The organism is Rhodococcus wratislaviensis (genome assembly GCF_041228765.1).
GTDB classification, from domain to species: domain Bacteria; phylum Actinomycetota; class Actinomycetes; order Mycobacteriales; family Mycobacteriaceae; genus Rhodococcus_F; species Rhodococcus_F wratislaviensis.
Genome location: NZ_CP150488.1, coordinates 535,645 through 556,430, shown reverse-complemented (window position 1 = coordinate 556,430; position 20,786 = coordinate 535,645). Strand labels below are relative to the sequence as shown.

Genomic DNA, 20,786 nt, shown 5'->3' with positions numbered 1-20,786 from the left:
GACAGAATGACATAAGGGTCCGACACTCGGATCCTGGTTAGCTCATCCGCTGCCAGCTGCCGCCCGATGTCTGATACGTGCCCGGCTCGATGTCCTTCCCCACCAGGTAGATCCCGTCCCTGGTGATCTTCGATCGTGCCGCTGCCTGCTCCTTGGGCAGCAGGGCCTGCTCACGGCGTCCCAGATCGGCCGAGATTTTGTCGAGTTCGGCCTGCCGGGTATCGAGCCCCCCGGACCGCGACGACAGGGCGTCCTCCCTCTGCGCGGCGGCCGTGTCGCGCTGGGCCACCTCGGCCTCGCGCTGCTCGAGTGCCACCGTCCGCTCGGCAAGGACATCACGCTCGGTGGCCTTGGCCACCGCGGTACCGATCGCGGCGCCGGCGACCAACGCCAGCACCAACGCGGTAATCCACCGCCACCTCTTCGGCGTTGCCGGTGACGTGGTCGAATCCTGCTCCGGATTCGGCAGGTTCATGTCATTCATCGTTCATCCTCAGTGCTCTGTCGAGACTGCGAGCCCGGAAGGCCCGTTCGTCGCCCCAATGAGGAGCCGCACAGAATGACAGAAGGCACCGACAAGTTCCGTCAGCGTGTCATGACGACAACGAGATCGAACTTCAGGACGAAGATCGTTGAGCATCGGAGGTCCCCAGGCTCACACGTGTCGGTGCCATGGCCTAACGTTTGCCGGCTGTCGCCAATGCAGCCCCGATTTTCGGGCGAGACGACATCCGAAATGAGTACCGATGCCCCGTATCACCCTGTTTTTGTGTGCGGCCTTGGCGCTGTGCGCCGCAGCGAGCACTGGACAGCCCGACGGTGAACAGCCAGACCCTCCCGCCGTGGTCACCCCGGATACGCACCAGCGCTTCACCGCTGCTCTGGACTCACTAGGCCTGCGGTTCGAAAGTCAGACCTCCGCAGTTGAGGTCGGGATGGCGACGTGCGATGCACTCGGCCGGAACGTAACTCCGTCCCGCGTCGCAGAACTGCTCACGCAATCCCTGCCGATCACATCCACGGAAGCGGAGCTCTTGATCCTCACCACGGTCGACGAACTCTGCCCCGAATACTTGACCGGTGGCAGGTAGCCCGCACCCGCAGGGAGAGGTGAGATTTCATGGCAGGCCGAGGACAAGCTTGGTGTCCACGCCACCGGATTAGAACTACAGGCACGCACCTTACGAAGGTGCGTGGCGCGGCTCAGAACAATGTCGGCTCGGCGCGGCTTCCCTCGCGTGCTTCGCGGACGCGGGCGCTCCACCGCTCGACGAGCCACATTTCGACGAGTTCGGGGCTGGTGCCGATGTCGGTGGCCCACCGGGTGAGGAGTTCGACGTAGCGGTCGTAACGGCGTCGGGTGAAGCCGGCGACGGAGGGGTCTTCGAGCCACCCCTCATGGATGAGGGTGGACACCCCGAACTGGTCGATCAGCTGCGCGCGCCCGCCCTTCGTGGACGCCTGGACGGCCCACAGGAACGTCGCCATGAGGGCGACCCCGACACCCGGGGTATCAGGCCACCCGGACCACGAGCCTCCGGGTTGGTCAGGGAGCCGGCGGTCGCGCACGCAGGTGTCGAGCACAGCGAGGGTTTTGGCTAGCGGGCTTTCGTCGGAGCGGGTGAGGTGCGGGTTGTGGACGTCGGGGAAGCGGCGCATGGCCTTCCGGTTGCGGTGGCTGCCCTGCCAGGCGGCGCAGAGGAAGAGCAGGCCGAGCGAGTTGTGGTCGGTCTCGACGAGGTCGGTGCCGATGCGGAGGTCGTTGCGCTGCAGAATCGCTCGGCCGCCCCCGACGATCCTCCCGTCCAGGTCACGTCCGCGCAGCCGGATGTCGTGGCCGGCGCGGTCGAGGTGGTCGTTCCACCAGCCGAGGTCGACTTCTACGCCGTCGTCGAGGACGTTCAGGTCGTAGCTCCTGAGCCGGCACCACTGCACACACGCTTTCGGCGGCGCGAATCCCTCGTCGAGTCGTGACATGGCGCCATCCTGACACCACGGACCGACATGCAGCATCGGTCGCCCCTGAGCCGTAGCGAAATCCTCCGCACGGACGATAGTGAGAACAGAGCCGCGATTGGACGCGGAGCTGGTACCTGGGTCTTGCGCCGCTTGCTGCTGTCTCGTGCGGGCGACGCCAACTCGAATTCGGAGACTGCATGTGAAGAGGATGTTTATCGTTGCGGCGCTCGCGCTGCTGACCCCTTACGGGTTGGTGGCGTGTGCCAGTGATAGCGACGCCGACCAGTCCACGCCTGCTGCGTCGACAACTTCCTCTGTCGCGAGGACGACGACGGAGTCCTCGCCTGTCCCGTCGTCGAGCCCGACTCCGGAGGCCGTGCCAATCACCTTCGAATGTGGCGACCTGTCCGTCTACGAATCAGGGACGGCGTTGTACTCAGACGGAACCACCGGCTACGAGGCGGTGTGTGACACCTACGTGCCGCCGACAACGGAAGCGCCGGCGAAGGTTCTGATGTACTGCGACTACCCGGGAACCGCCGTGTATACCGACGGAACGTCCTCGGGCACCGACCCGGCGTGCGCGACCATGCGCGCCGAGACGGAGGCGCGCATGAACGCCGACACCAACCCGAATCCTGGCGGCGGCTACCCCTACGACCCCGAGGAGGACCGGAACGGCGACGGGGTCGTGAACGGGTACGAGCGGTGCGGTGTTCGGTGCGGCAAGGCACCGACCAGTGGGGATATTCAGACGCAACACGGCTGCGAGGAGGGGTACATCAGCCGGGAGATCTGCGAGCAGTACGGCTGGTGACGAGAAGGGTGAGGTGACGTGGCCAAGTCGAACGAGGCCCTGCAATTTCTGGACGAGGTGCTCGCGCTCGGCCGACACGTTCTCGGAATCCCGGCGGACATTCGTGCGTCCATCGCGGCGGGGATTGCAGCGGAGACGGATACGCGGGTCGAGCGCCGACTCCGGGATATGCCCGTCGACTCACTGCGTCGTGCGCTGCCCAAGGGAACGAGGCTGGGCGGACTCGCTGGGTCATCGCTTCGGACCGTCGCCGACATCGCGCGGGTGTCGCCACAGACACTGGCCACAGTTCCGGGCGTCGGCCCCCGATCGGCCGCTGCGATCCATGCCGAGGCGCTGGCGCAGCAGCATCGTGTACGGGCCGAGACGCGGTTCCGCCTCGATGCGGATGCGAGGACACCGGCAGATACCGCGATTCTCACCTCACTGCTGACTCTGCGTCAGGTGGAACCGGCGATCGAGCGCCTGCGCATGTCGGTGACGACGTTGGACGACCAGGTCGAGACGTTCCGGCCGGACTGTACGCGCGCGGGGCGTCGTCTCGCGATGTTCTTCTCCGGGAGTGCGAAAAGGGCTGCGGCGCTCACTGCCGTCGAACGGATTCGGGCCATCGCGGTGGACCCGAGGATCGCGCCACTGCAGGCGGAGCTGACTGCACTGGCCTACTCGCCACCCGTCATCACCGATCCGTGGCGGGAGTACGAGCGCGACGCCGCAACGATCAACGCGCTGCTCAGCCAGTTCGTGTCCGTCGGTTCGGCGGAGGACGAGCAGTCGGCGCACGGCTACTTGACACGGGAGTTCGTCGACGAGGCCGATCGCATCGTTCTGAATCGGACGCATCTGCGGTCGTTCCTGCGCGGCTACCAGGCGTTCGGCGCCCAGTATCTGCTCACCCGAGGCAAGGCGATTCTCGGCGACGAGATGGGACTCGGCAAGACGGTGCAGGCGCTCGCGGTCGCAGCTCACCTCGCCGCCGAGGGCAAACGGCACACTCTGGTGGTGTGTCCGGCGAGCGTAATGAGCAACTGGATCAACGAGACCACCAAGCACACTGACCTGCGGGCGAGGCAGGTTTACGGCTCGGAGCGGGGGACGCGCCTGACGCGGTGGGCCGAATTCGGTGGCGTGGCCGTCACGACCTTCGACACCCTCAAGACTGTGAGGATTCCTGTCGCGCCGCACCTGCTGATCGTCGACGAGGCGCATTACATCAAGAACCCTGCTGCGCAACGAACCTCGGCCGTCCGGTCGGTGCTCGCCTCCAGTGAACGCGCGGTGCTTCTCACCGGCACCCCGATGGAGAACCGGGTTGACGAATTCCGGAACCTCGTCGGGTACGTGCAGCCCGCGGTGGCGCACCGCCTCCACGTTCGCGACGGGCTCGCCGGCGCGGCGTCATTTCGCAAGGCCGTGGCCCCCGCGTACCTGCGCCGGAATCAGATCGATGTACTTAACGAGCTCCCGGAGTTGATCGAGGTCGAGGACTGGGTGCTGTTCGGGGACCAGGATTCGGGTGCCTACCGACAGGCAGTCGCGGGTGGACACTTCATGACGATGCGGCAGGCCGCGTATTCGCCGGCCACTCGGACAGGCTCGGCGAAGCTGAACCGGCTGGTCGAAATTGTGGAGGAAGCGGAGGACGGCGGCGCGAAGGTGCTGGTGTTCTCGTACTTCCGGGGTGTTCTCGACACCATTCACGGTGCATTGCCGGGACGGGTGTTCGGCCCTGTCACGGGCTCCACCGGGACGGCCAACCGTCAGCGAATCATCGACGAGTTCACTGCGCACTCCGGCAGCGCCGTGCTGTTGGCCCAGATCGAAGCCGGCGGTGTCGGGTTGAACATCCAGGCCGCCTCGGTGGTGGTTCTGGCGGAACCACAATGGAAACCGAGCACAGAAGCGCAAGCCATCGCGCGGGCCCACCGCATGGGGCAGATCCGCACCGTGCAGGTGCACCGACTCCTCGCGAAGGGGAGCGTCGACGAGCTGATGCGGTCCGTGCTCGCCAAGAAGTCGGACCTGTTCGACCAGTACGCCCGCCGTAGCGAAGCGAAAGAGTCCGATGACGCCGCGATCGACGCCGCGTGGGATGGCGGGGTCGCACCGACGGAGCAGGACTTCGTGCGGGCCGAGCAGGAGCGGCTGGGGTTGGGCGGCGAGTGACGTTGTCAAAACAACACCTCGTCGTAAAGTGCGTCCTGTGCGTCGGGCGGTGGATGCACAACTCGGGTTGAGGCTGTTCCTCCAGTAGGGGTGCCGGTGTCCTTCAGGCTCTGCTGCTTGGTAGCGGTCCACGATGCGCATGAGGTATGGATGTCCTGCCCAAAGGCGTCGCCGACCACAGATAGAATCCTCGTCCATGAGCACTGACCGGGCCCCGTCGTTCGACCTGGCGAATCCGTCGATTGTCGACCTCTTCGCGGGCCCTGGTGGTCTCGACGTCGCTGCTCACTGGCTCGGGATTCCAGTGACTGGTGTCGAATGGGATGACGACGCTTTTGAGACCCGTACGGCTGCGCGGCTGGATACGCGACACAAGGATGTGCGCGACCTCGGCCCGTGGAGTATTCCCAGCGCAAACGTCCTAGCCGGAGGGCCTCCCTGCCAGACCTTCACGGTGGCGGGCTCAGGCACGGGCCGCAAGGCCCTCGATGTCGTGCTCGCGCTCGTCGAGAGGATGGAGGAGGGTCGATACGCTGAAGTGAAGGACGTCCTCGCGAATATGGAGGACGAACGAACAGGGCTGGTCCTGGAGCCTTTGAGATGGGCGTTGAAAGCGCTTGACGATGAGCGGCCGTACGAGGCGATCGTTCTCGAGCAGGTGCCGGCTGTCAGCCCCGTTTGGGACGCATACGCGGCAGTACTTCGGCGCAAGGGGTACGGAGTCGATGTCGGTGTGCTCCGGACGGAGCAGTTCGGCGTGCCGCAGACGCGCCGTCGCGCGATCCTTGTCGCGAGGTGGGAGAGCGAGGTCGACCTGCCGAAGCCCACGCACCGTGCGTTCCGGAAGGGTGCTGCTCAGGATTCTGGCGACGACTCCTTGTTGCCCTGGACAAGCATGGGTGACGTATTCGGGGCGGAGAAGGAGTTCGAGGTTGTCTCGAACTATGGCACGGGCGGTATACCATCTGCCCGTGGTCGGAGGAAGTCGACCGAGCCGGCGTTCACAGTGACCGGCAAGATTTCACGCAATCGCGTGATTGGCCGAGGACCAAGCCCAACAGGCCGGTTCGGAGCTGAACACGCGGGCCAGCTTCAGACCTTCCCTCGGGACTACCCGTGGAGGGGGAACGACTGGGCCCAGCAGGTCGGGAATGCCATCCCGCCGCGGCTTGCCGCGCACGTGCTTGCGTCCGTGCTGGGGGACGAGCCGCCGAGCGAGACATTCCTCGACAACGCGGTGACGGGCAGTTGGTGGGACCACGTTAACTGCGATTCGCCTCTGCCCGAGGCTGGCTAGAACCGGACGCGAGCGGGTGCGTCGTGCTCGCGGATTCACCTCGGCTCCCTGTCCGTCGAACACACGACTCCCAACTTGTCGGTGGCATCTGGCAATGTTCTAGGGCTCGGCACCGGGCGCCCGAAATGTCTGTAACGGAGGGCGCGCGTCGGTCGACATACCGCAGGCGACACCAGGTCGGGGGCGGCTGTCAACGGACCGACGAGCCAGAGGTGAAAAGCAGTGACGGAGAAATGGGCGGGCCCCGACGGAGTATTGGCTGACCATGTGCGGAGTCAGACCGAACAGTGTCTCGCGGCGTATCGGGCGAAGCCGAATCTGATCGAGCAGGACGCTGGAATCGAGCTCTCGAATGTCGAGGGTGGGTACGGCCGGAAGCAGCTCCACGAATTGGTGCAGAACGCCGCGGACGCGATGGTCCAGCGGGGCGGCCGGATCGCGCTCGTCTTGTCGAATGGCGTGCTGTACTGCGCGAACGAGGGTGCCCCGCTCACCGCGACGGGAATCGAGACCTTGATGGCGTCGCACATCTCCCGTAAGCGCGACGAGGAGATCGGGCGGTTCGGGCTGGGCTTCAAGTCCGTCCTCGGGATTTGTAGCTCCCCCGAGATCATCAGCCGTGACGTCTCGGTCCGATTCGACCGCGAGACGAGCGCCGATCTCGTGCGGACGATCGATCCGGCCGCGCCACGGACCCCGGTGTTGCGCACAGGGTTCCCGTTCGATCCGAACGAGGAGGCGGACACGGATGCGGTCCTCGCGGAGCTGATGCAATGGGCATCGACAATCGTGCGGCTTCCCCTCGTCGGCGATACGGACTGGCTTGGCGACAAGTTGCTCGCATTCCCTCCGGAGTTCCTGCTGTTCGCCAAGCACGTCAACGCGATCGACCTCAGGAACGACGACTCCGGCGATGACCAGAGCTGGTCGGCCGAGCGGGACTGCAGCCGCATCGTGCTCACTTCCGGCAACCTTCAGAGCGCCTGGAATGTCTTCCGTGCTTCGCACACGCCGAGTTTTGCCGCGCGTAAAGACGCGGGTGAGATCTCCGGCCGTGGCGTCGTTGACGTGGCCTGGGCCGTGCCGTTGAAGGGTCGCAACAAGGTCGGGTCGTTCTGGTCGTACTTCCCAACCAACTCCGGTACCAGCCTGACCGGAATCGTGAACGCGCCCTTCAAGACAAATGAGGATCGCCACGACATCCTCGACGGCCTCTACAACCGCGAGATCCTGCTGTCGGTACTGCCGGACCTTGTCGGCGCGAATCTGACCGAGCTGGTCGATCCGGAGGATCCCGGGTCCATCCTCGACCTCCTGCCGAGTCGCGGTCGCGAGGCTCGGTCGTGGGCCGACGATGCGATCAACGAGCCGATCCTGAAGGCGGCTTCACGGGTACCGTGCCTGCCGGACATGGACGGCAGGCTGACCCGTCCGGAGAAGATCAAGCTCCAGCCCAGCTTCCTGTCCGAGTTCGATTCGTGGAAGCCCCGATGGGCCTCGGTCGAGGGACGGCCCGTGGACTGGGTGCACGGGTCCGTCGACCGGACAGCGGAACGCCGGGCCAAGGCGGAACGCCTTGTCACTCTGTCCGGGTCGAAGGTGTGTGGCGTGGGTGAGTGGCTGCACGACCTGGCGGTGAGCGCTGGTGTCGTCGGGTCGCAGGAAGCCATCAAGCTTGCTCGGCTCGTGGACAGCGAGGCAGCGGAACACATGCTCGACATGCGACGCGCGAAGTTCGTCCTCGCGACCGACGGGTCCCTGCGGCTCCCGTCCGCGGGCAAGATCTTCCTTCCGGAGTCCGACAACGAGAAGGGTAGCGAGTTTGTTCACCCCGCGGTCGTCGCCGATCGAGACGCCGCAGCCGCACTCGTAGCGCTCGGGATCGGACGGCTCGATCAGCTCGGCCGACTGCGGTCACAGGTCGCTCGCATGACCGAATCGACGGTCACCGGCGCCGCCGTCGAGGAGCTCTGGTCGTTGACCCGTGGACTGAGGGTCGCGGACGCGGCCTCCGTGCTGTCCACGGCGTTCGGCGTCGGCGGTACGCCTGTGCGTACCCTGGCGCGACGCCACGCACCCGTGGCCGATGTCCTGCTGCCTGGTGTCATCGTGCCCGCTGATGGCTCGCGCGACGCGTCCCACGCGATCGACACAACCTTTCATGCGCGGGACCTGGAATTGCTCCGAGTGATTGGGGCGTCGTCCGAGCCGACGCTCGGCCAGCCGGGCAAGGGCGAGGCATGGTTCGCGGCCTGGGAGGAGGCGGCACGCGCGGCGTACGTGACCTGGGTTGCGGACCATGGCCACCGAGTCACCGCGGCACGAGTGCGATTCTTGTCCGGAACCGCCGTTCGCGGACTCGACATGGCCGAGCAGCTGAGCGACGAGGGCCGGAAGGCGCTGACCGATCACGTGCTCCGTGTTTCCACGAAGTCGTGGACGCTGGACGCGACCAGCTCGGCCGGGCTCGCCATGCCGTACACGAATCCGGCGGTGTGGTGGGTGCGTCAGCACGGCGTGGTGGACACGGCGTTCGGGTTGCGCGCGGTCCGCGACGCCCTCGCCTCGATCGCTGACGTGCCAGACACAGTCTTGCCCGTTGCGCGGATCACGCCCGAGCACTCCCAGTTGCTGGGCCTGGCCGATCACCTCGACTCGAGGGCCTGGGATCGGATCCTCGCGCGGTCCTTCCGCTTTCTCGACCAGGACCGACTCAACCTGCTGTACTCGAGTGCCGCTCTGGTGGGAGCGCCGGTGCCCGACGAGATCGGCGTGACGCACTCAGTCGCGAAAACGCTGACAGCGCCCGAAGAGACCTACGTGACCGACAATCGGCCGGACTACGACGCTCTGACCGCCTCCGGGTACCCTGTCGTCCTCGCCGACGACGAGCGCGCAATGGTCGCCTTGACCCAGCGCTGGGGACTGGTCGACGCACGGACCGTCATCAACCGGACGGTCATGGCCGCGGCATCGGGCGACTCGATCTCGTTGTCCGACAAGTTCCCGGGCCTCCGCGCGTTCGTGCCGACGGTGCCTGACGTCACGCTGACGCCGTGCTCGGAAGTCTCGGTCGAGCTTTCGACCGACAGCGGCGCCGGCAACTCCGTCACCGAACACATCCTTCTTCGGGATGGTGAGAAGTCGATCTTTTTCCGTGACGATCTGTCCGATGACCGCCTGCTTGAACTCGTCGCTGAGGAACTCCATCTCACGATCTCGCCGGCCGAGCGGAATAAGGTCCACACCATCGGTGCGCGCGGAGAGGTGAATCGGCTGCGCCAGCGAGTGAAGGCTGAAGCCAACGAGGACCGCAAGCTTGTGATGCTCGCAGGTGTGGACGCACTCGAGAAGGAGATCCCGGCGGGCGCGAAGGCGCTGGCGGAGCGGCGCCGCGGCAAGAAGCTGACGCCCGACGAGATCGCCGGGATGGCCCGCGCCTCTCGCGGTTCCAGTCTGTTGACCCGGCTCGCCCCTGCGATCGAGGAGAAGGGCGTTGTGCTCCCGAAACTGTCGGGTGGGGTTCAGGCAGCCTCGGCGGTGAAGGAACTGGGCTTGTCTCCCGACTACGCAGGTTCCAGGGTATCGGCGCCAGCGGCGCGTTTCCAGGTAATCGGACCGGTCGCGCTTCCCAAGCTCCACGACTATCAGGAGCGGGTTGTGACGAGCGTCCTGGAACTGCTCCGGCCAGGCGGAAACAACCGAGGAATCGTGGCGTTGCCGACCGGATCGGGGAAGACACGAGTCGCGGTGGAGTCGCTCATCCGCTACGTCAAGGAAACCGACACCGAGCCGTTGATCATCTGGCTCGCACAGTCTGAGGAACTGTGCGAACAGGCCGTCGACACGTGGTCCTACACCTGGTCAGCACTGGCGCCCGCCGGGGCACGCCTGACGATCAGCCGGCTGTGGGGGGCGAACGATGCGGCACCCGCGGACGACGGCGCGCACCTTGTGGTGGCCACCGACGCCAAACTGCTGTCGTTGGCCCGTCGGGGCAACCACGAGTGGCTGACGAACGCCGAGATCGTTCTGGTGGACGAGGCGCATACGTCGATCAGCAAGACGTACACGGAACTTTTCAGGTGGCTCAAGCGCGGAACGAAAGAACGCGATCGGGCCCTGCTCGGGTTGTCGGCGAGTCCGTATCGCGGCCACAACGAGGACCAGACGAAGGCTCTCATCAACCGCTACGACGCGAATCTGTTGACCGAGGATGTGTTCGACGGTGATCCGCACGAGGTGCTGCAGGAGATGCGGATCCTCGCGCGGGTGAAACACCTCGAACTCGACGGTATGACCCTGACGCCGGGGAAGCCGCGCAAGGCGTCCGAGGCGGAGGCGATGCACCTCGACGATTACCGCATCGACCTCAAAGCCGTCGCGGCGGACACTGACCGGAACCGCGCCATTCTCGACTCGCTGGAAAATCTTCCACCCGACATGACCGCGTTGGTGTTCGCGGCATCGGTTCAGCATGCGCAGGTCCTCGCCGCCGTGCTGTCCAGCGGAGGCATCCCGGCTGCGTCTATCGACGGGTACACGCCTGCACCGGAACGGCGTCGGCTGATCCAGAAGTTCCGGTCCGGCGAGATCCGGGTGCTGACCAACTACAACGTGCTGTCGCAGGGCTTCGACGCGCCGAAAGTGGGCGCGGTGTACGTCGCGAGGCCGACGTTCAGTCCCAACCGTTACCAGCAGATGATCGGCCGTGGACTGCGCGGCCCCGCGAACGGCGGCTCGGAAGAGGTCCTCATCGTGAACGTGCGTGACAACATCGATGCATTCGGGACGCAGCTTGCGTTCCACCATTTCGACGGATTGTGGAGGCGATAGTGGTGACCGAGCCGTTGGAGCTCAACGACAAGCAGCGGGCGGTGGTCGAGGCACCGATCGACGACCGGTTGGTCGTCATCGCGGGTGCCGGTCAGGGCAAGACAGAGGTCGTCGCGGCGCGGATCGGGTTCCTCGTCGAGGAGGAGCAGCTGTCTGCGTCAACGGAGATTCTCGTGCTGAGCTTTTCCCGTGCCGCGGTCTCGGCGGTCCGCACCCGGCTCGAGCTGCGCGAGGTCGCTGCCGCGAACGTGCGGACGTTCGACTCCTTCGCCGGCCAGATTTTACTGAACGCGGACATCGAGCCGGTCGGCTCGTTCGAAGCGCGGATTCGGCAGGCCACGAAGGTTTTGGAGGATTCCGACGAGACGTCGTTCGACGTGGAGTCGCTCCGGCATGTGGTGATGGACGAGGTGCAGGATCTCGTCGGCGACCGCGCGGACTTCGTGTTGGCGCTCCTACGAAGGCTGGACTCCGACGTCGGAGTCACCGCGCTTGGTGATCCGCTCCAGGGTATCTACGACTTCCAGCTCGGCGACTCGAAGAGCAAGACGTCCTCGCAGCGGGTATTCGAGGCTCTCGGATCGGAGTTCGGCGCGACGACGGTCGGTCTCGGCGAGAACTACCGTGCACGGGGTGCCGATCCCCAGAAGGTCGTCGAGTTGGGCAATCAGCTGCGCGGTATGTCGGACGCGAGCGAAGCTAAAGACGCACTGGACGAGTTCGAGTCGAATTTGCTCTCGCTGGGGGAGATAGACGAGTGGGCGGACATGCTGTCGGTCGACGGCGTCACCACTGCCGTTCTGTGTGCAACGAATGGTGAGGTTCTCAGGGTCTCGAAGTACCTCAACGAGAACGGAATGCGTCACGCCGTGCGAAGACAAGCCCAGGACTTCGGCGCGGCGAAGTGGGTTGCGCAGGCCCTGGGCTCGTTGGACGGAACGGTCGTTCGGCGGTCCGAAGTCGAAGAGGCTCTCGAGCAGCTTCTCGGCAGGGAGCGCGGTGACGATGCCTGGTATCTCCTCAAAGCTGCAGAAGGCAACGCGCGCCAAATCGATGCCCTCAACGTTGCTCGGATCAGGGCTTTGGTCAAATCAGGCACCGTGCCACTCACCTTGACTGAGCCCGACTCGAGCAACGTCATCGTGTCCACGGTTCACAGGGCGAAGGGTCTCGAATTCGATCGGGTCTTCCTCGTCGACCGCACGTATGGGTGGGCGGACGAGGATCCGTGGGCGGTTGTCCGGGCACGGTACGTGGCATTGAGTCGAGCGCGGGACACGATCTTCCGGTGCGATCTGCCAAAGACGTACGCGATGTACCAGGACATGCACTGGCTGCCCGGCCGAATCTTGGAGCGGGTCAACAAGTGGAAGTCGACGAAGAAGCGTACCAAGGCCGTCGAGTTCCAGTGCAGGGATGTTGAGGTCGAAGTCCCGGTCACGATCGGGAACGACGCGCACATCGTCCAGTCGAACCTCTATGCCCCAGATCTTGTGGGGGTGCCCGTGGAGGCGAACCTCGACGTGGAACAGTCAACGGAGGACCTGCCCTCCTACGTTCTCAGCACTGAAGACGGACGCGTGGTCGGGCGTACGAGCCAGGGGTTCAACGAGTCCTTCGTCAAGGCGTTCAGCATGAGGGGCGGATCGTGGCCGGCAACCTTGTCCGGTCTCTCGCTCGTGTCGGTCGAAACCGTCGCCGGGGATCCACGGCGTTCGCGGGAATTGGATATCAGCTTCTCCGGGCTGTGGCTCGCGCCGCGGGTCATCGGTCTGGCACAACCTGATTGGTCGAACATGGAGGAGATTTCGTGAGTTCGCGGGATATGTCCCTGGACGAGAAGTATCGGTTCAGGACGGAGATGGTCAACGAGCTGGCAGCGGATGTCGTTGGTCCCGGCGGTGGTGATTACGAGACCATCGCGGAGCCGCCGCTCGACCGGTACATCGTCGGTGCGCTGTGGCCGAGCGACGATGAACGACAGGAAACCCCGGAACCGGACGGCGCTGACGCGGATCGCGAATCGACGGACGACAGCCCTGTTGCGCAGGCCCTGATGCGATACCCGTCGTCGGTCGGCCTGACGTTCTCGGTCCGGCTTGCAGACGCTCAGGACATCACGATCGGGGTCGAAGGTGCGAGCTACGTCCGCACAGTGGTGGATGGTGACGACGCCGCCGCGGCGAAGGGCAAGCGATCTGGCGACTGGCAGCGGGTGCCCCTGGCCATCGAGCCGATCACGTTGTCGGTTGGTTCCCCCGGTGTGGTCGGGCCGACCAAGGACGTCGTCGAGGGACTCCAGCTGTACGTGTACGTGAGGCCCTCGCGGGACGGTGTATCCACGATCTCGGTGGCCCTGCGCAACACGAACGCGGTCGCCAAGGGTGAACTGCGCGACGGCAAGGCGTGGTTCCAGGTGGGGCTCAGCATCTCGACCGCGGTTCCGGCGATCGTCGACCGCACCAGTCACGTGAACATCGGCCACGACGAGGATCTCGACAGTTCGGCCTTGTTGTATCGCAACAAGCGGACGTTCGCGATCGGACACGGCTGCGCAGTGAAGTGGGAGATCGCAGCCTCAGGTGAGGCCGTGAACCGTGTCGCGACGACGTTCCTGCCCACCTACGAGGTGTCGCGGGCGCGACCGGGTCTCGTCGACAAGTCGGTGAACCTCCGGATGTCGTTCCTGGCGAACGGAACCGATGATGAGGTCATCGCCAGTCTGCGTGGATTGGCAAGCCGGTATCGCGAGTGGATCAAGGCGCTGGACGGCGACTTGTCGTCGGGTGAGGCAGATGTCCCTGCAAAGTTGCTCGGTGTGGCACGCCGGCATGTCAAGGCGGCGGATACCGCTGCCGACCGCATCGAGGCGGGTATCGATTTGCTCCGGGACGACCCTGTGAGCATGCGAGCCTTCCGCCTGTCGAACCACGCGATGCAGTTGCAGCGTGCGCGGCAGGACTGGGTTCGCGGGGGAGCGAAGGGGACGGTCGGTGACGGCGCCGAGGACGGCTGGTACCCGTTTCAGCTCGCGTACATTCTCCTGAACCTTCCGGGCCTCGCCGACAGACACCACCCGGACCGGGAGATCGCGGACCTGCTCTGGTTCCCCACCGGTGGTGGCAAGACGGAGGCGTACCTGGGTCTCGTCGCGTTCTCCATCCTGCACCGCAGGCTCGGCGACCCCGAGGCGCAGGGCGTCGCCGTCATCATGCGCTACACGCTGCGGCTGCTCACCATTCAGCAGTTCGAGCGGGCCACGATGCTGATGTGTTCTCTGGAAGCGGTGCGCAAGGCCAACAGCGACATCGGCGACCTGCCGTTCTCGATCGGACTGTGGGTCGGTAGTCCGGGCACGCCCAACACCCTGGGCGAGGCTCGCCGTTCGCTTACCGAGCTCGCCTCGGGGCGTGAGCTGCAGGAGAAGAACCCCGTGCAGCTGACGCAGTGCCCTTGGTGCGGAAGCCTGATGGACCACAACAACTACTCGATCGAGAAGTTGCCGGAACGACACCTTCAGATTGCGTGCGGAACGGTCGGCTGCGACTTCGCAAGCGGGCTCCCGGTGCACGTTGTCGACGAGGACATCTATCGGGAGCGTCCCGAGCTGATCCTCGGCACCGTCGACAAATTCGCTGCGATGGCGTGGAAGGAAGACGTCGGCAAGCTTTTTGCCCGCGACGGTGTCGGGTATCCGCCCAGCCTGATCATTCAGGACGAGCTGCATCTCATTTCCGGTCCCCTGGGCTCGATGGTCGGCTTGTACGAGACGGCGGTCGATGCGGCGTGCTCGACCGATCCCCTCGCGGAGTCGGACGACCGTGGCCGGCCGAAGGTCATCGCATCGACCGCGACGATCCGGCGGGCAGAGAAGCAGATCCGTTCCGTCTTCGCTCGTCGGGCAGCGCAGTTCCCGCCGCCGGGCATCAACCCGGACGAGTCGTTCTTCGCTGAGCCCGCACCGCGGGAGACCCACGGCACCCGCGAGTACGTCGGCGTGATGTCACCGGGCTCCAGCCACGCGACTCTGATGGTGCGCGTGTACTCCGCGCTGCTGCAGGCGGCCAAGGACATCGACGGCGACGATGCGACGCGGGATCCGTACTGGACGTTGCTCGGCTACTTCAACAGCCTTCGCGTGCTCGGCAGCGCGAACCTTCAGGTAGAGGGTGACGTCCGTGAGCGACTGCGGGTGGTGGCCAACAGGAAGGAGACCGCGGGGCGGGAACTGAAGCCGGCAAACGAGCTGACCAGCCGCGTCGCCTCTTCGGAAATTCCTCTGCGTCTCAAGCAGATCGAGGCGACGCTGGCCGACGGTGATCCGGATGACGTCGTGCTGGCGACCAACATGATCTCCGTCGGTGTCGACATCGACCGTCTGGGGTTGATGACCGTGATGGGCCAGCCTCAGTCAAGCTCCGAGTACATCCAGGCGACCAGCCGCGTCGGCCGCAAGTTCCCGGGCCTCGTCGTCACCATCTTCAATGCGGCCCGATCGCGGGACCGGTCACACTACGAGAGCTTCGTTCCGTACCACCAGGCGCTGTACCGGGCGGTGGAGGCCACAAGCGCGACGCCATTCGCGGCGCGTGCCCGCGATCGCGGCCTGCACGGGGTACTGGTGTCGTTGGCGAGATTGCTCGTGCCGGGACTTGCTCCGGACACTGCCGCGTACCTCGCCGAGGACAATTGGGATGACCTGCGCAAGATCGCCGATCTGATTGCGAGGCGGGCGGAAGTGGTCCTCGACGATCCGGCCAAGCCCGGCGACGCGGAAAGCGAACGCGAACGTGAGGACGCGATGCGACAGGTGGACGAGCTCCTCGAGGTGTGGGCTGACGCGGGTGAGGCCAAGCCGAACATGCGGTATCAGAACGCACGCAACCTCGAGGCAGCTCTACTCGTCGACCCTTCCGATGCGTTGACGAATGACCACATCGAGTACTCCCAGGAGGAGGCCCCGTGGCCGACGATGCGCAGCATGCGTGAAGTCGACGCGGAGAGCGGCCTGTACCAGATTCCGATGAAGAGGAAGTAATGACGACCGGAGCGAAGGCCCGTAGGGGTCAACTTCTCAGCACGTACGGTATCGGCGGGCTCTTCCCGTCGGAGACGACCAGTTTCATGATCGTCGGGCTGGACGAATGGCACGAGAACCGGACTCGACCGGTGAGTGAGCCGCGCCTGGCGCGTTCTCTGCGGGTAGCAGAACTGAAATCACCGCCCGCGGGTTCGCGCGACGGGCGCGATGTTCCCGTGATCCGATTCCCGCTGACTCAGGTCTGCCCGAATCCGAAGTGCCGCCGAATCGGTTCGCTGTACGACCTGGCGAAGGACTGGAACGTCGCGAAATGTGCTCAATGCAAGGACAAGCCGTTGCTGACGCCGTTCCGACTCATCACTGCCTGCTCGAAGGGCCACATCGACGAGTTCCCGTACTTCAGATGGCTCCACAAGGGCGCGGCGTGGGGCGAGGGAACAACGCATGAGATGAAGATGGTGTCCCTCGGGCGTACATCCTCGCTCGCGGACCTCGTCCTCAAGTGCAGTTGCGGAGTCGCTCCGAAGAACTTGGATGGAACCTTCGGACCGAAGGCACTCGCCGAGTTCGGCACCTGCAGCGGTGCGCGGCCGTGGCTGGGTGTAGAAGCGAAGCAGGACTGTGCCGAGACTCCGCGGGTACTGCAGCGTGGTGCGTCGAACGTGTGGTTTCCGGCGGTGCGGTCGGCGATCTCCATTCCCCCGTACTCGGAAGCGCTGGCGAAACTGGTCGACAAGCACTGGATCCTGCTCGAGGATCTCGATCCGGTTCCGCCGAAGGTGCTCGAGAAAGTCGCGAAGCTGTCCAACGGCAAATACTCGACCGCGGACATCGCCGCGGAAATAGAACGCCGACGCGGCGCCGAGGCAGACGACGACGTCAGCGAGGACGCACTGCGTCGCGACGAGTTCAGTGCCCTGATGGCGGGCCGGCAGGATATCGGGATCGAGGCAGACTTCGTGTGCCTTCCGATGCCGCGGGACCCGTCGTTGCCCGAACTGGTGACAGACGTCCGGAAAGTGACGCGTCTGCGCGAGGTCCGTGCGCTGTACGGGTTCTCGCGCCTCGACGGCGTGACGGAGCCCGGGTCCGAGGGGCTGTGCGATCTGTCACGTCAGCGGACGCATTGGTTGCCGGCGATCGAGGTGATCGGTGAAGGCGTCTTTATCGCACTGGATCGTGCCAAGCTCGCGGAATGGGCCGCGAAGCCCTTTGCGCAGGGGCGACAGCAAGCGCTCCAGACGGCTGCCGGGCGCCGGGCCGCGGAATTCGGCCGTCCCGAGGCGCCCCGTGTCGACATCGTGGAGGTCGCGGTTCACACGCTCGCGCACGTCCTGATCGACCAGCTGTCCCTGGACGCCGGCTACCCGGCGGCGTCGCTGCGGGAGCGGCTTTACGTTGACGACGACATGGCGGGGATCCTCGTCTACACGGCGAGCTCGGACTCTGCGGGCAGCCTCGGCGGCGTCGCATCGCAGGCCGCACCCGAGAGTTTCGCCGGCGTGCTGCGTGAGGGGCTGACCAGACTGTCATGGTGCTCGTCCGACCCTGTCTGCATCGAATCGACGGCGTCCGGTACCGATGCGTTGAACCTGGCTGCCTGCCACGCGTGTGTGTTGGTTCCGGAGACGTCGTGCGAGCTGAGCAACACCTTCCTCGACCGCGCACTGCTGTTCGGCACTCCCGAGGAGGGGCGCGAGTCCGAGGGTCTGTTCAGCGGATTCATTTCCCACGGCTGATCCGACCGACGGCCGGGGCGAGGCGTCAACGTCTCCCCGCCCCGGCGGTCGGTGTCATACGGGTGGTCGTCCCACGATGCCGCCCTCTCGGGGACTAATCTGACCCCGATCGTTCATTGTTCGAAGGAGTCCTGAGTGGCAGACATCGCCGCTGGTGAGCGCGTTGTGGTCCGTGACGAGGAGTGGCTCGTCCGGTCGGTGCGGACCACCGAGCGTGACGGCACGCGTGTCGAGGTGACCGGTATCGGCGAGCTGGTCCGAGACCAGGACGCCGTCTTCTTCGATTCCCTCGACACGATCGACCGACTCGACCCGCGCGGCGGCAAGCTCGTGCTCGACGAATCGGCGGGCTTCCGGCGCTCCCGGCTGTGGCTCGAGTCGGTGCGCCGCAGCAGCCCGGTGCCGGCCGGTGAGACGCGCATCGCGGTCGGCCATCGCGGCCTCCTCGACCGGATGGACTATCAGCTCCGCCCCGCGGCGCAGGCGCTACAGAACCTGCGTCCGCGGATCCTCATCGGTGACGCCGTCGGTCTCGGTAAGACCCTGGAGATCGGCATCCTGCTGTCGGAGCTGATCCGGCGCGGTCGGGGTGAACGCATCCTCGTGGTCACGCCCCGTGCGGTGCTGGAGCAGTTCCAGCACGAACTGTGGACCAGGTTCGCGATTCCGCTCGTGCGGTTGGACTCTGGAGGCATCCAGAAGGTCAAGCAGACACTCCCCAGTTCTCGGAACCCGTTCGGCTACTACAAGCGGGTCATCGTCTCGATCGACACCCTCAAGAACCCGGCGAAGTACAAGCATCATCTGAAGAACCACAAGTGGGACGCCGTCGTGATCGACGAGTGCCACAACCTGATGAATCGCACTTCTCAGAACAATCAGCTTGCGCAACTGCTTGCCGCGCAGACCGATGCACTGATCCTGGCCAGCGCCACCCCGCACAACGGTGACCCGAAGTCGTTCGCGGAGCTGGTTAGTCTGCTTGACCCGACCGCCATCGCCGACCGCACTGAATACAGCGCCAAGGACATCGAGCATCTCTACGTTCGCCGGCATAGGAACTCTCCCGATGTCAAGCTGGACGTCGCGCACAAGTGGAAGCAGCGGCGGACCCCGAAGGTGGTCGAGGTGGTGCCGAATGCAGCGGAGATCGCGGTGCTGCGGGAGCTCGAGGACACCTGGCTCCACCCGGAGAGCGGACCGGTGGTGACTGGGCAGGGGCGGCAGCTGTTTCCTTGGACGTTGTTCAAGGCCTTCCTGTCCTCGCCGAAGGCGCTGCGAGCTAGCGTCGAGCGCCGGATGAAGACTTTGGATTCCACGACGTCCCCGGAGGCCAAGGCGCTGCTGCGGCTCGACGAGTTGGCAGAGGAGGCGGATGCGAAGGCACCCTCGAAGCTGGTGAAGCTGATCGACCACCTCGCCAAGGTCGGGGTCGGCAAGGGTTCACCGACCCGCGCCGTCGTCTTCTCCGAGCGGATCGACACCCTCACCTGGCTGGAGACGGAAGTCGCCAAGCGGCTCAAGTTGCCGGCGAAGGCGGTGCAGGTGCTCCACGCCGGCCTGCCCGACGAGAAGGTGCAGTCCGTCGTCGAGAGCTTCGGGCAGGCCAGCTCCGAGATCCGCGTGCTGCTGGCGTCCGACATGGCCTCCGAGGGCCTCAACCTGCACAAGGAATGTCATCAGCTGGTCCACTACGATCTGCCGTGGTCGTTCATCCGGATCCAGCAGCGCAACGGCCGCATCGACCGATACGGACAGATGCACGAACCCCAGATCGCTGCCCTGGCACTCGCCAGCGACGCCGACGACGTACCCAGCGATCTACGGGTGGTCACCAAGCTGCTGCAGAAGGAGTACGAGGCCAACCAGGCTCTCGGTGACGCGGGTGTTCTCCTTAATGTGCGCGACGCGGAAATCGAAGAGCAGACGGTGATGAAAGCCATCCGCGACGGCAAAGATCTGGACACGGTTGTCCCGGAGGCCACCCCGGCGGCCCTGAACCCTTTCGCCGGCCTGATGGCCACCGGCGGCGGTCACGAGGGGGACCCGACGCCGGAGGAGGTGCCGCGACGGTCGCTGTTCAAGGACGACGACAACTACCTCGACGCCGCGCTCAAGGACGTCGCCGCTGAACCCGGAGGCCATGCCCTGGACGTGACCCGCGACGACGACAAGGACATGATCGCGTTCAACCCGCCGGCCGATCTGGTTCCGCGGTTCCGTGACCTGCCGTCGGAGTACCTCGACGAGCAGAAGATCGCGGACCGACTACGGCTGTCCGGGAGCAACGAGTTCTCCGAGGAGAGACTGGACCGGGCGCGAAAGTCGACGGACAGCGCATGGCCGGACGTGCACTTCCTCGCCCCCATCCACCCCGTCTTGGACTGGGCGGCCGACCGCGCCGTGTCGCGATTCGGGCGCAACGAGATTCCCGTTCTGTCCGGGAACGTGAGCGAACCGGTGTTCCTCACACAGGCGGTGTGGTCGAACTCCCTCGGCCGACCCGCAATCGCGCACTGGGGAGCGGTGCGGGGTCTGCCCGACCACCCCGAGGTGGGCGACTTCGATGAAACCCTGGATCAGGCCGGTATCCGCGAGGGCGCGAGCAACGCGGGATTCGCGACCGTCGACCTCGACGCGCTGCAATATCGCGTGGGTGCCGCGGTCGACGCCGCAACCGAGCACATCCGCGATCGTCGCGACGACTTCGAGGCCGACCTGCTGCGACGGATCGAGGAGTATCGCCTCGGGCTGAAGGGCTGGGAGCAGACAGCTCTCGGCATCGTGACCGACAGCGGGCGTCGCACCGGGTCGAGGCTCCAGATCGCGGAGACTGTCGACCAGTCGACTGCCCTCATCGATGCACTCGCCGCCAGTGGTGATCCCTTCGTTCGCGTCGTTGCCGTGATCGTGCCGAAAGCAGGTAGCTGA

11 protein-coding genes are annotated in these 20,786 nt (G+C 65.4%); 9 read left to right on the top strand and 2 right to left on the bottom strand.

The window, feature by feature from the left end:
• Positions 1–37: 37 nt before the first annotated feature.
• Positions 38–484 carry a hypothetical protein gene (locus tag WKC72_RS02480; protein WP_370181646.1) on the bottom strand — a complete coding sequence of 149 codons (447 nt, stop codon included), beginning with the start codon at positions 482–484 and terminating at the stop codon, positions 38–40.
• A 262-nt stretch (positions 485–746) separates the two neighbouring features.
• Here WKC72_RS02480 and WKC72_RS02475 point away from each other — a divergent pair, with 262 nt between their 5' ends.
• On the top strand, positions 747–1,091 hold the full coding sequence (locus tag WKC72_RS02475) for a DUF732 domain-containing protein (protein ID WP_370181645.1): 345 nt from the start codon (positions 747–749) through the stop codon (positions 1,089–1,091).
• Between the two features lie 112 nt (positions 1,092–1,203).
• Here WKC72_RS02475 and WKC72_RS02470 read toward each other — a convergent pair whose 3' ends face one another.
• Positions 1,204–1,977: a hypothetical protein gene (locus WKC72_RS02470; RefSeq protein WP_370181643.1), complete on the bottom strand. Its 774-nt coding sequence runs from the start codon at positions 1,975–1,977 to the stop codon at positions 1,204–1,206.
• 358 nt (positions 1,978–2,335) lie between these two features.
• Here WKC72_RS02470 and WKC72_RS02465 point away from each other — a divergent pair, with 358 nt between their 5' ends.
• From WKC72_RS02465 to WKC72_RS02430, 8 genes are all read left to right on the top strand, one after another.
• On the top strand, positions 2,336–2,776 hold the full coding sequence (locus WKC72_RS02465; RefSeq protein WP_370181642.1) for a hypothetical protein: 441 nt from the start codon (positions 2,336–2,338) through the stop codon (positions 2,774–2,776).
• A gap of 18 nt (positions 2,777–2,794) precedes the next feature.
• Positions 2,795–4,942 (top strand): DEAD/DEAH box helicase, encoded by a 2,148-nt coding sequence (locus WKC72_RS02460; protein WP_370181641.1) that lies wholly within the window; start codon positions 2,795–2,797, stop codon positions 4,940–4,942.
• A gap of 196 nt (positions 4,943–5,138) precedes the next feature.
• Positions 5,139–6,239: a DNA cytosine methyltransferase gene (locus WKC72_RS02455; protein WP_370181640.1), complete on the top strand. Its 1,101-nt coding sequence runs from the start codon at positions 5,139–5,141 to the stop codon at positions 6,237–6,239.
• Between the two features lie 222 nt (positions 6,240–6,461).
• The gene (locus tag WKC72_RS02450; RefSeq protein ID WP_370181639.1) at positions 6,462–11,075 is read left to right on the top strand and encodes a DEAD/DEAH box helicase; all 4,614 of its coding nucleotides are present in this window, start codon (positions 6,462–6,464) and stop codon (positions 11,073–11,075) included.
• Between the two features lie 2 nt (positions 11,076–11,077).
• Positions 11,078–12,889: a UvrD-helicase domain-containing protein gene (locus WKC72_RS02445; RefSeq protein ID WP_370181638.1), complete on the top strand. Its 1,812-nt coding sequence runs from the start codon at positions 11,078–11,080 to the stop codon at positions 12,887–12,889.
• Positions 12,886–16,113, top strand: coding sequence for a helicase-related protein (locus WKC72_RS02440; protein ID WP_370181637.1), 3,228 nt, complete (start codon positions 12,886–12,888; stop codon positions 16,111–16,113). The genes WKC72_RS02445 and WKC72_RS02440 overlap by 4 nt, the downstream gene beginning before the upstream one ends.
• Positions 16,113–17,855 carry a DrmB family protein gene (gene drmB, locus WKC72_RS02435; protein ID WP_370181636.1) on the top strand — a complete coding sequence of 581 codons (1,743 nt, stop codon included), beginning with the start codon at positions 16,113–16,115 and terminating at the stop codon, positions 17,853–17,855. The genes WKC72_RS02440 and drmB overlap by 1 nt, the downstream gene beginning before the upstream one ends.
• Before the next feature lie 135 nt (positions 17,856–17,990).
• Positions 17,991–20,786, top strand: coding sequence for a DEAD/DEAH box helicase (locus WKC72_RS02430; RefSeq protein ID WP_370181635.1), 2,796 nt, complete (start codon positions 17,991–17,993; stop codon positions 20,784–20,786).

Excerpts from the sequence above, each read along its gene's own strand:
- WKC72_RS02480 (WP_370181646.1), bottom strand. The coding sequence starts at position 484 with ATGAATGACATGAACCTGCCGAATCCGGAGCAGGATTCGACCACGTCA.
- WKC72_RS02475 (WP_370181645.1), top strand. The coding sequence starts at position 747 with ATGCCCCGTATCACCCTGTTTTTGTGTGCGGCCTTGGCGCTGTGCGCC.
- WKC72_RS02470 (WP_370181643.1), bottom strand. The coding sequence starts at position 1,977 with ATGTCACGACTCGACGAGGGATTCGCGCCGCCGAAAGCGTGTGTGCAG.
- WKC72_RS02455 (WP_370181640.1), top strand. The coding sequence starts at position 5,139 with ATGAGCACTGACCGGGCCCCGTCGTTCGACCTGGCGAATCCGTCGATT.
- drmB (WP_370181636.1), top strand. The coding sequence starts at position 16,113 with ATGACGACCGGAGCGAAGGCCCGTAGGGGTCAACTTCTCAGCACGTAC.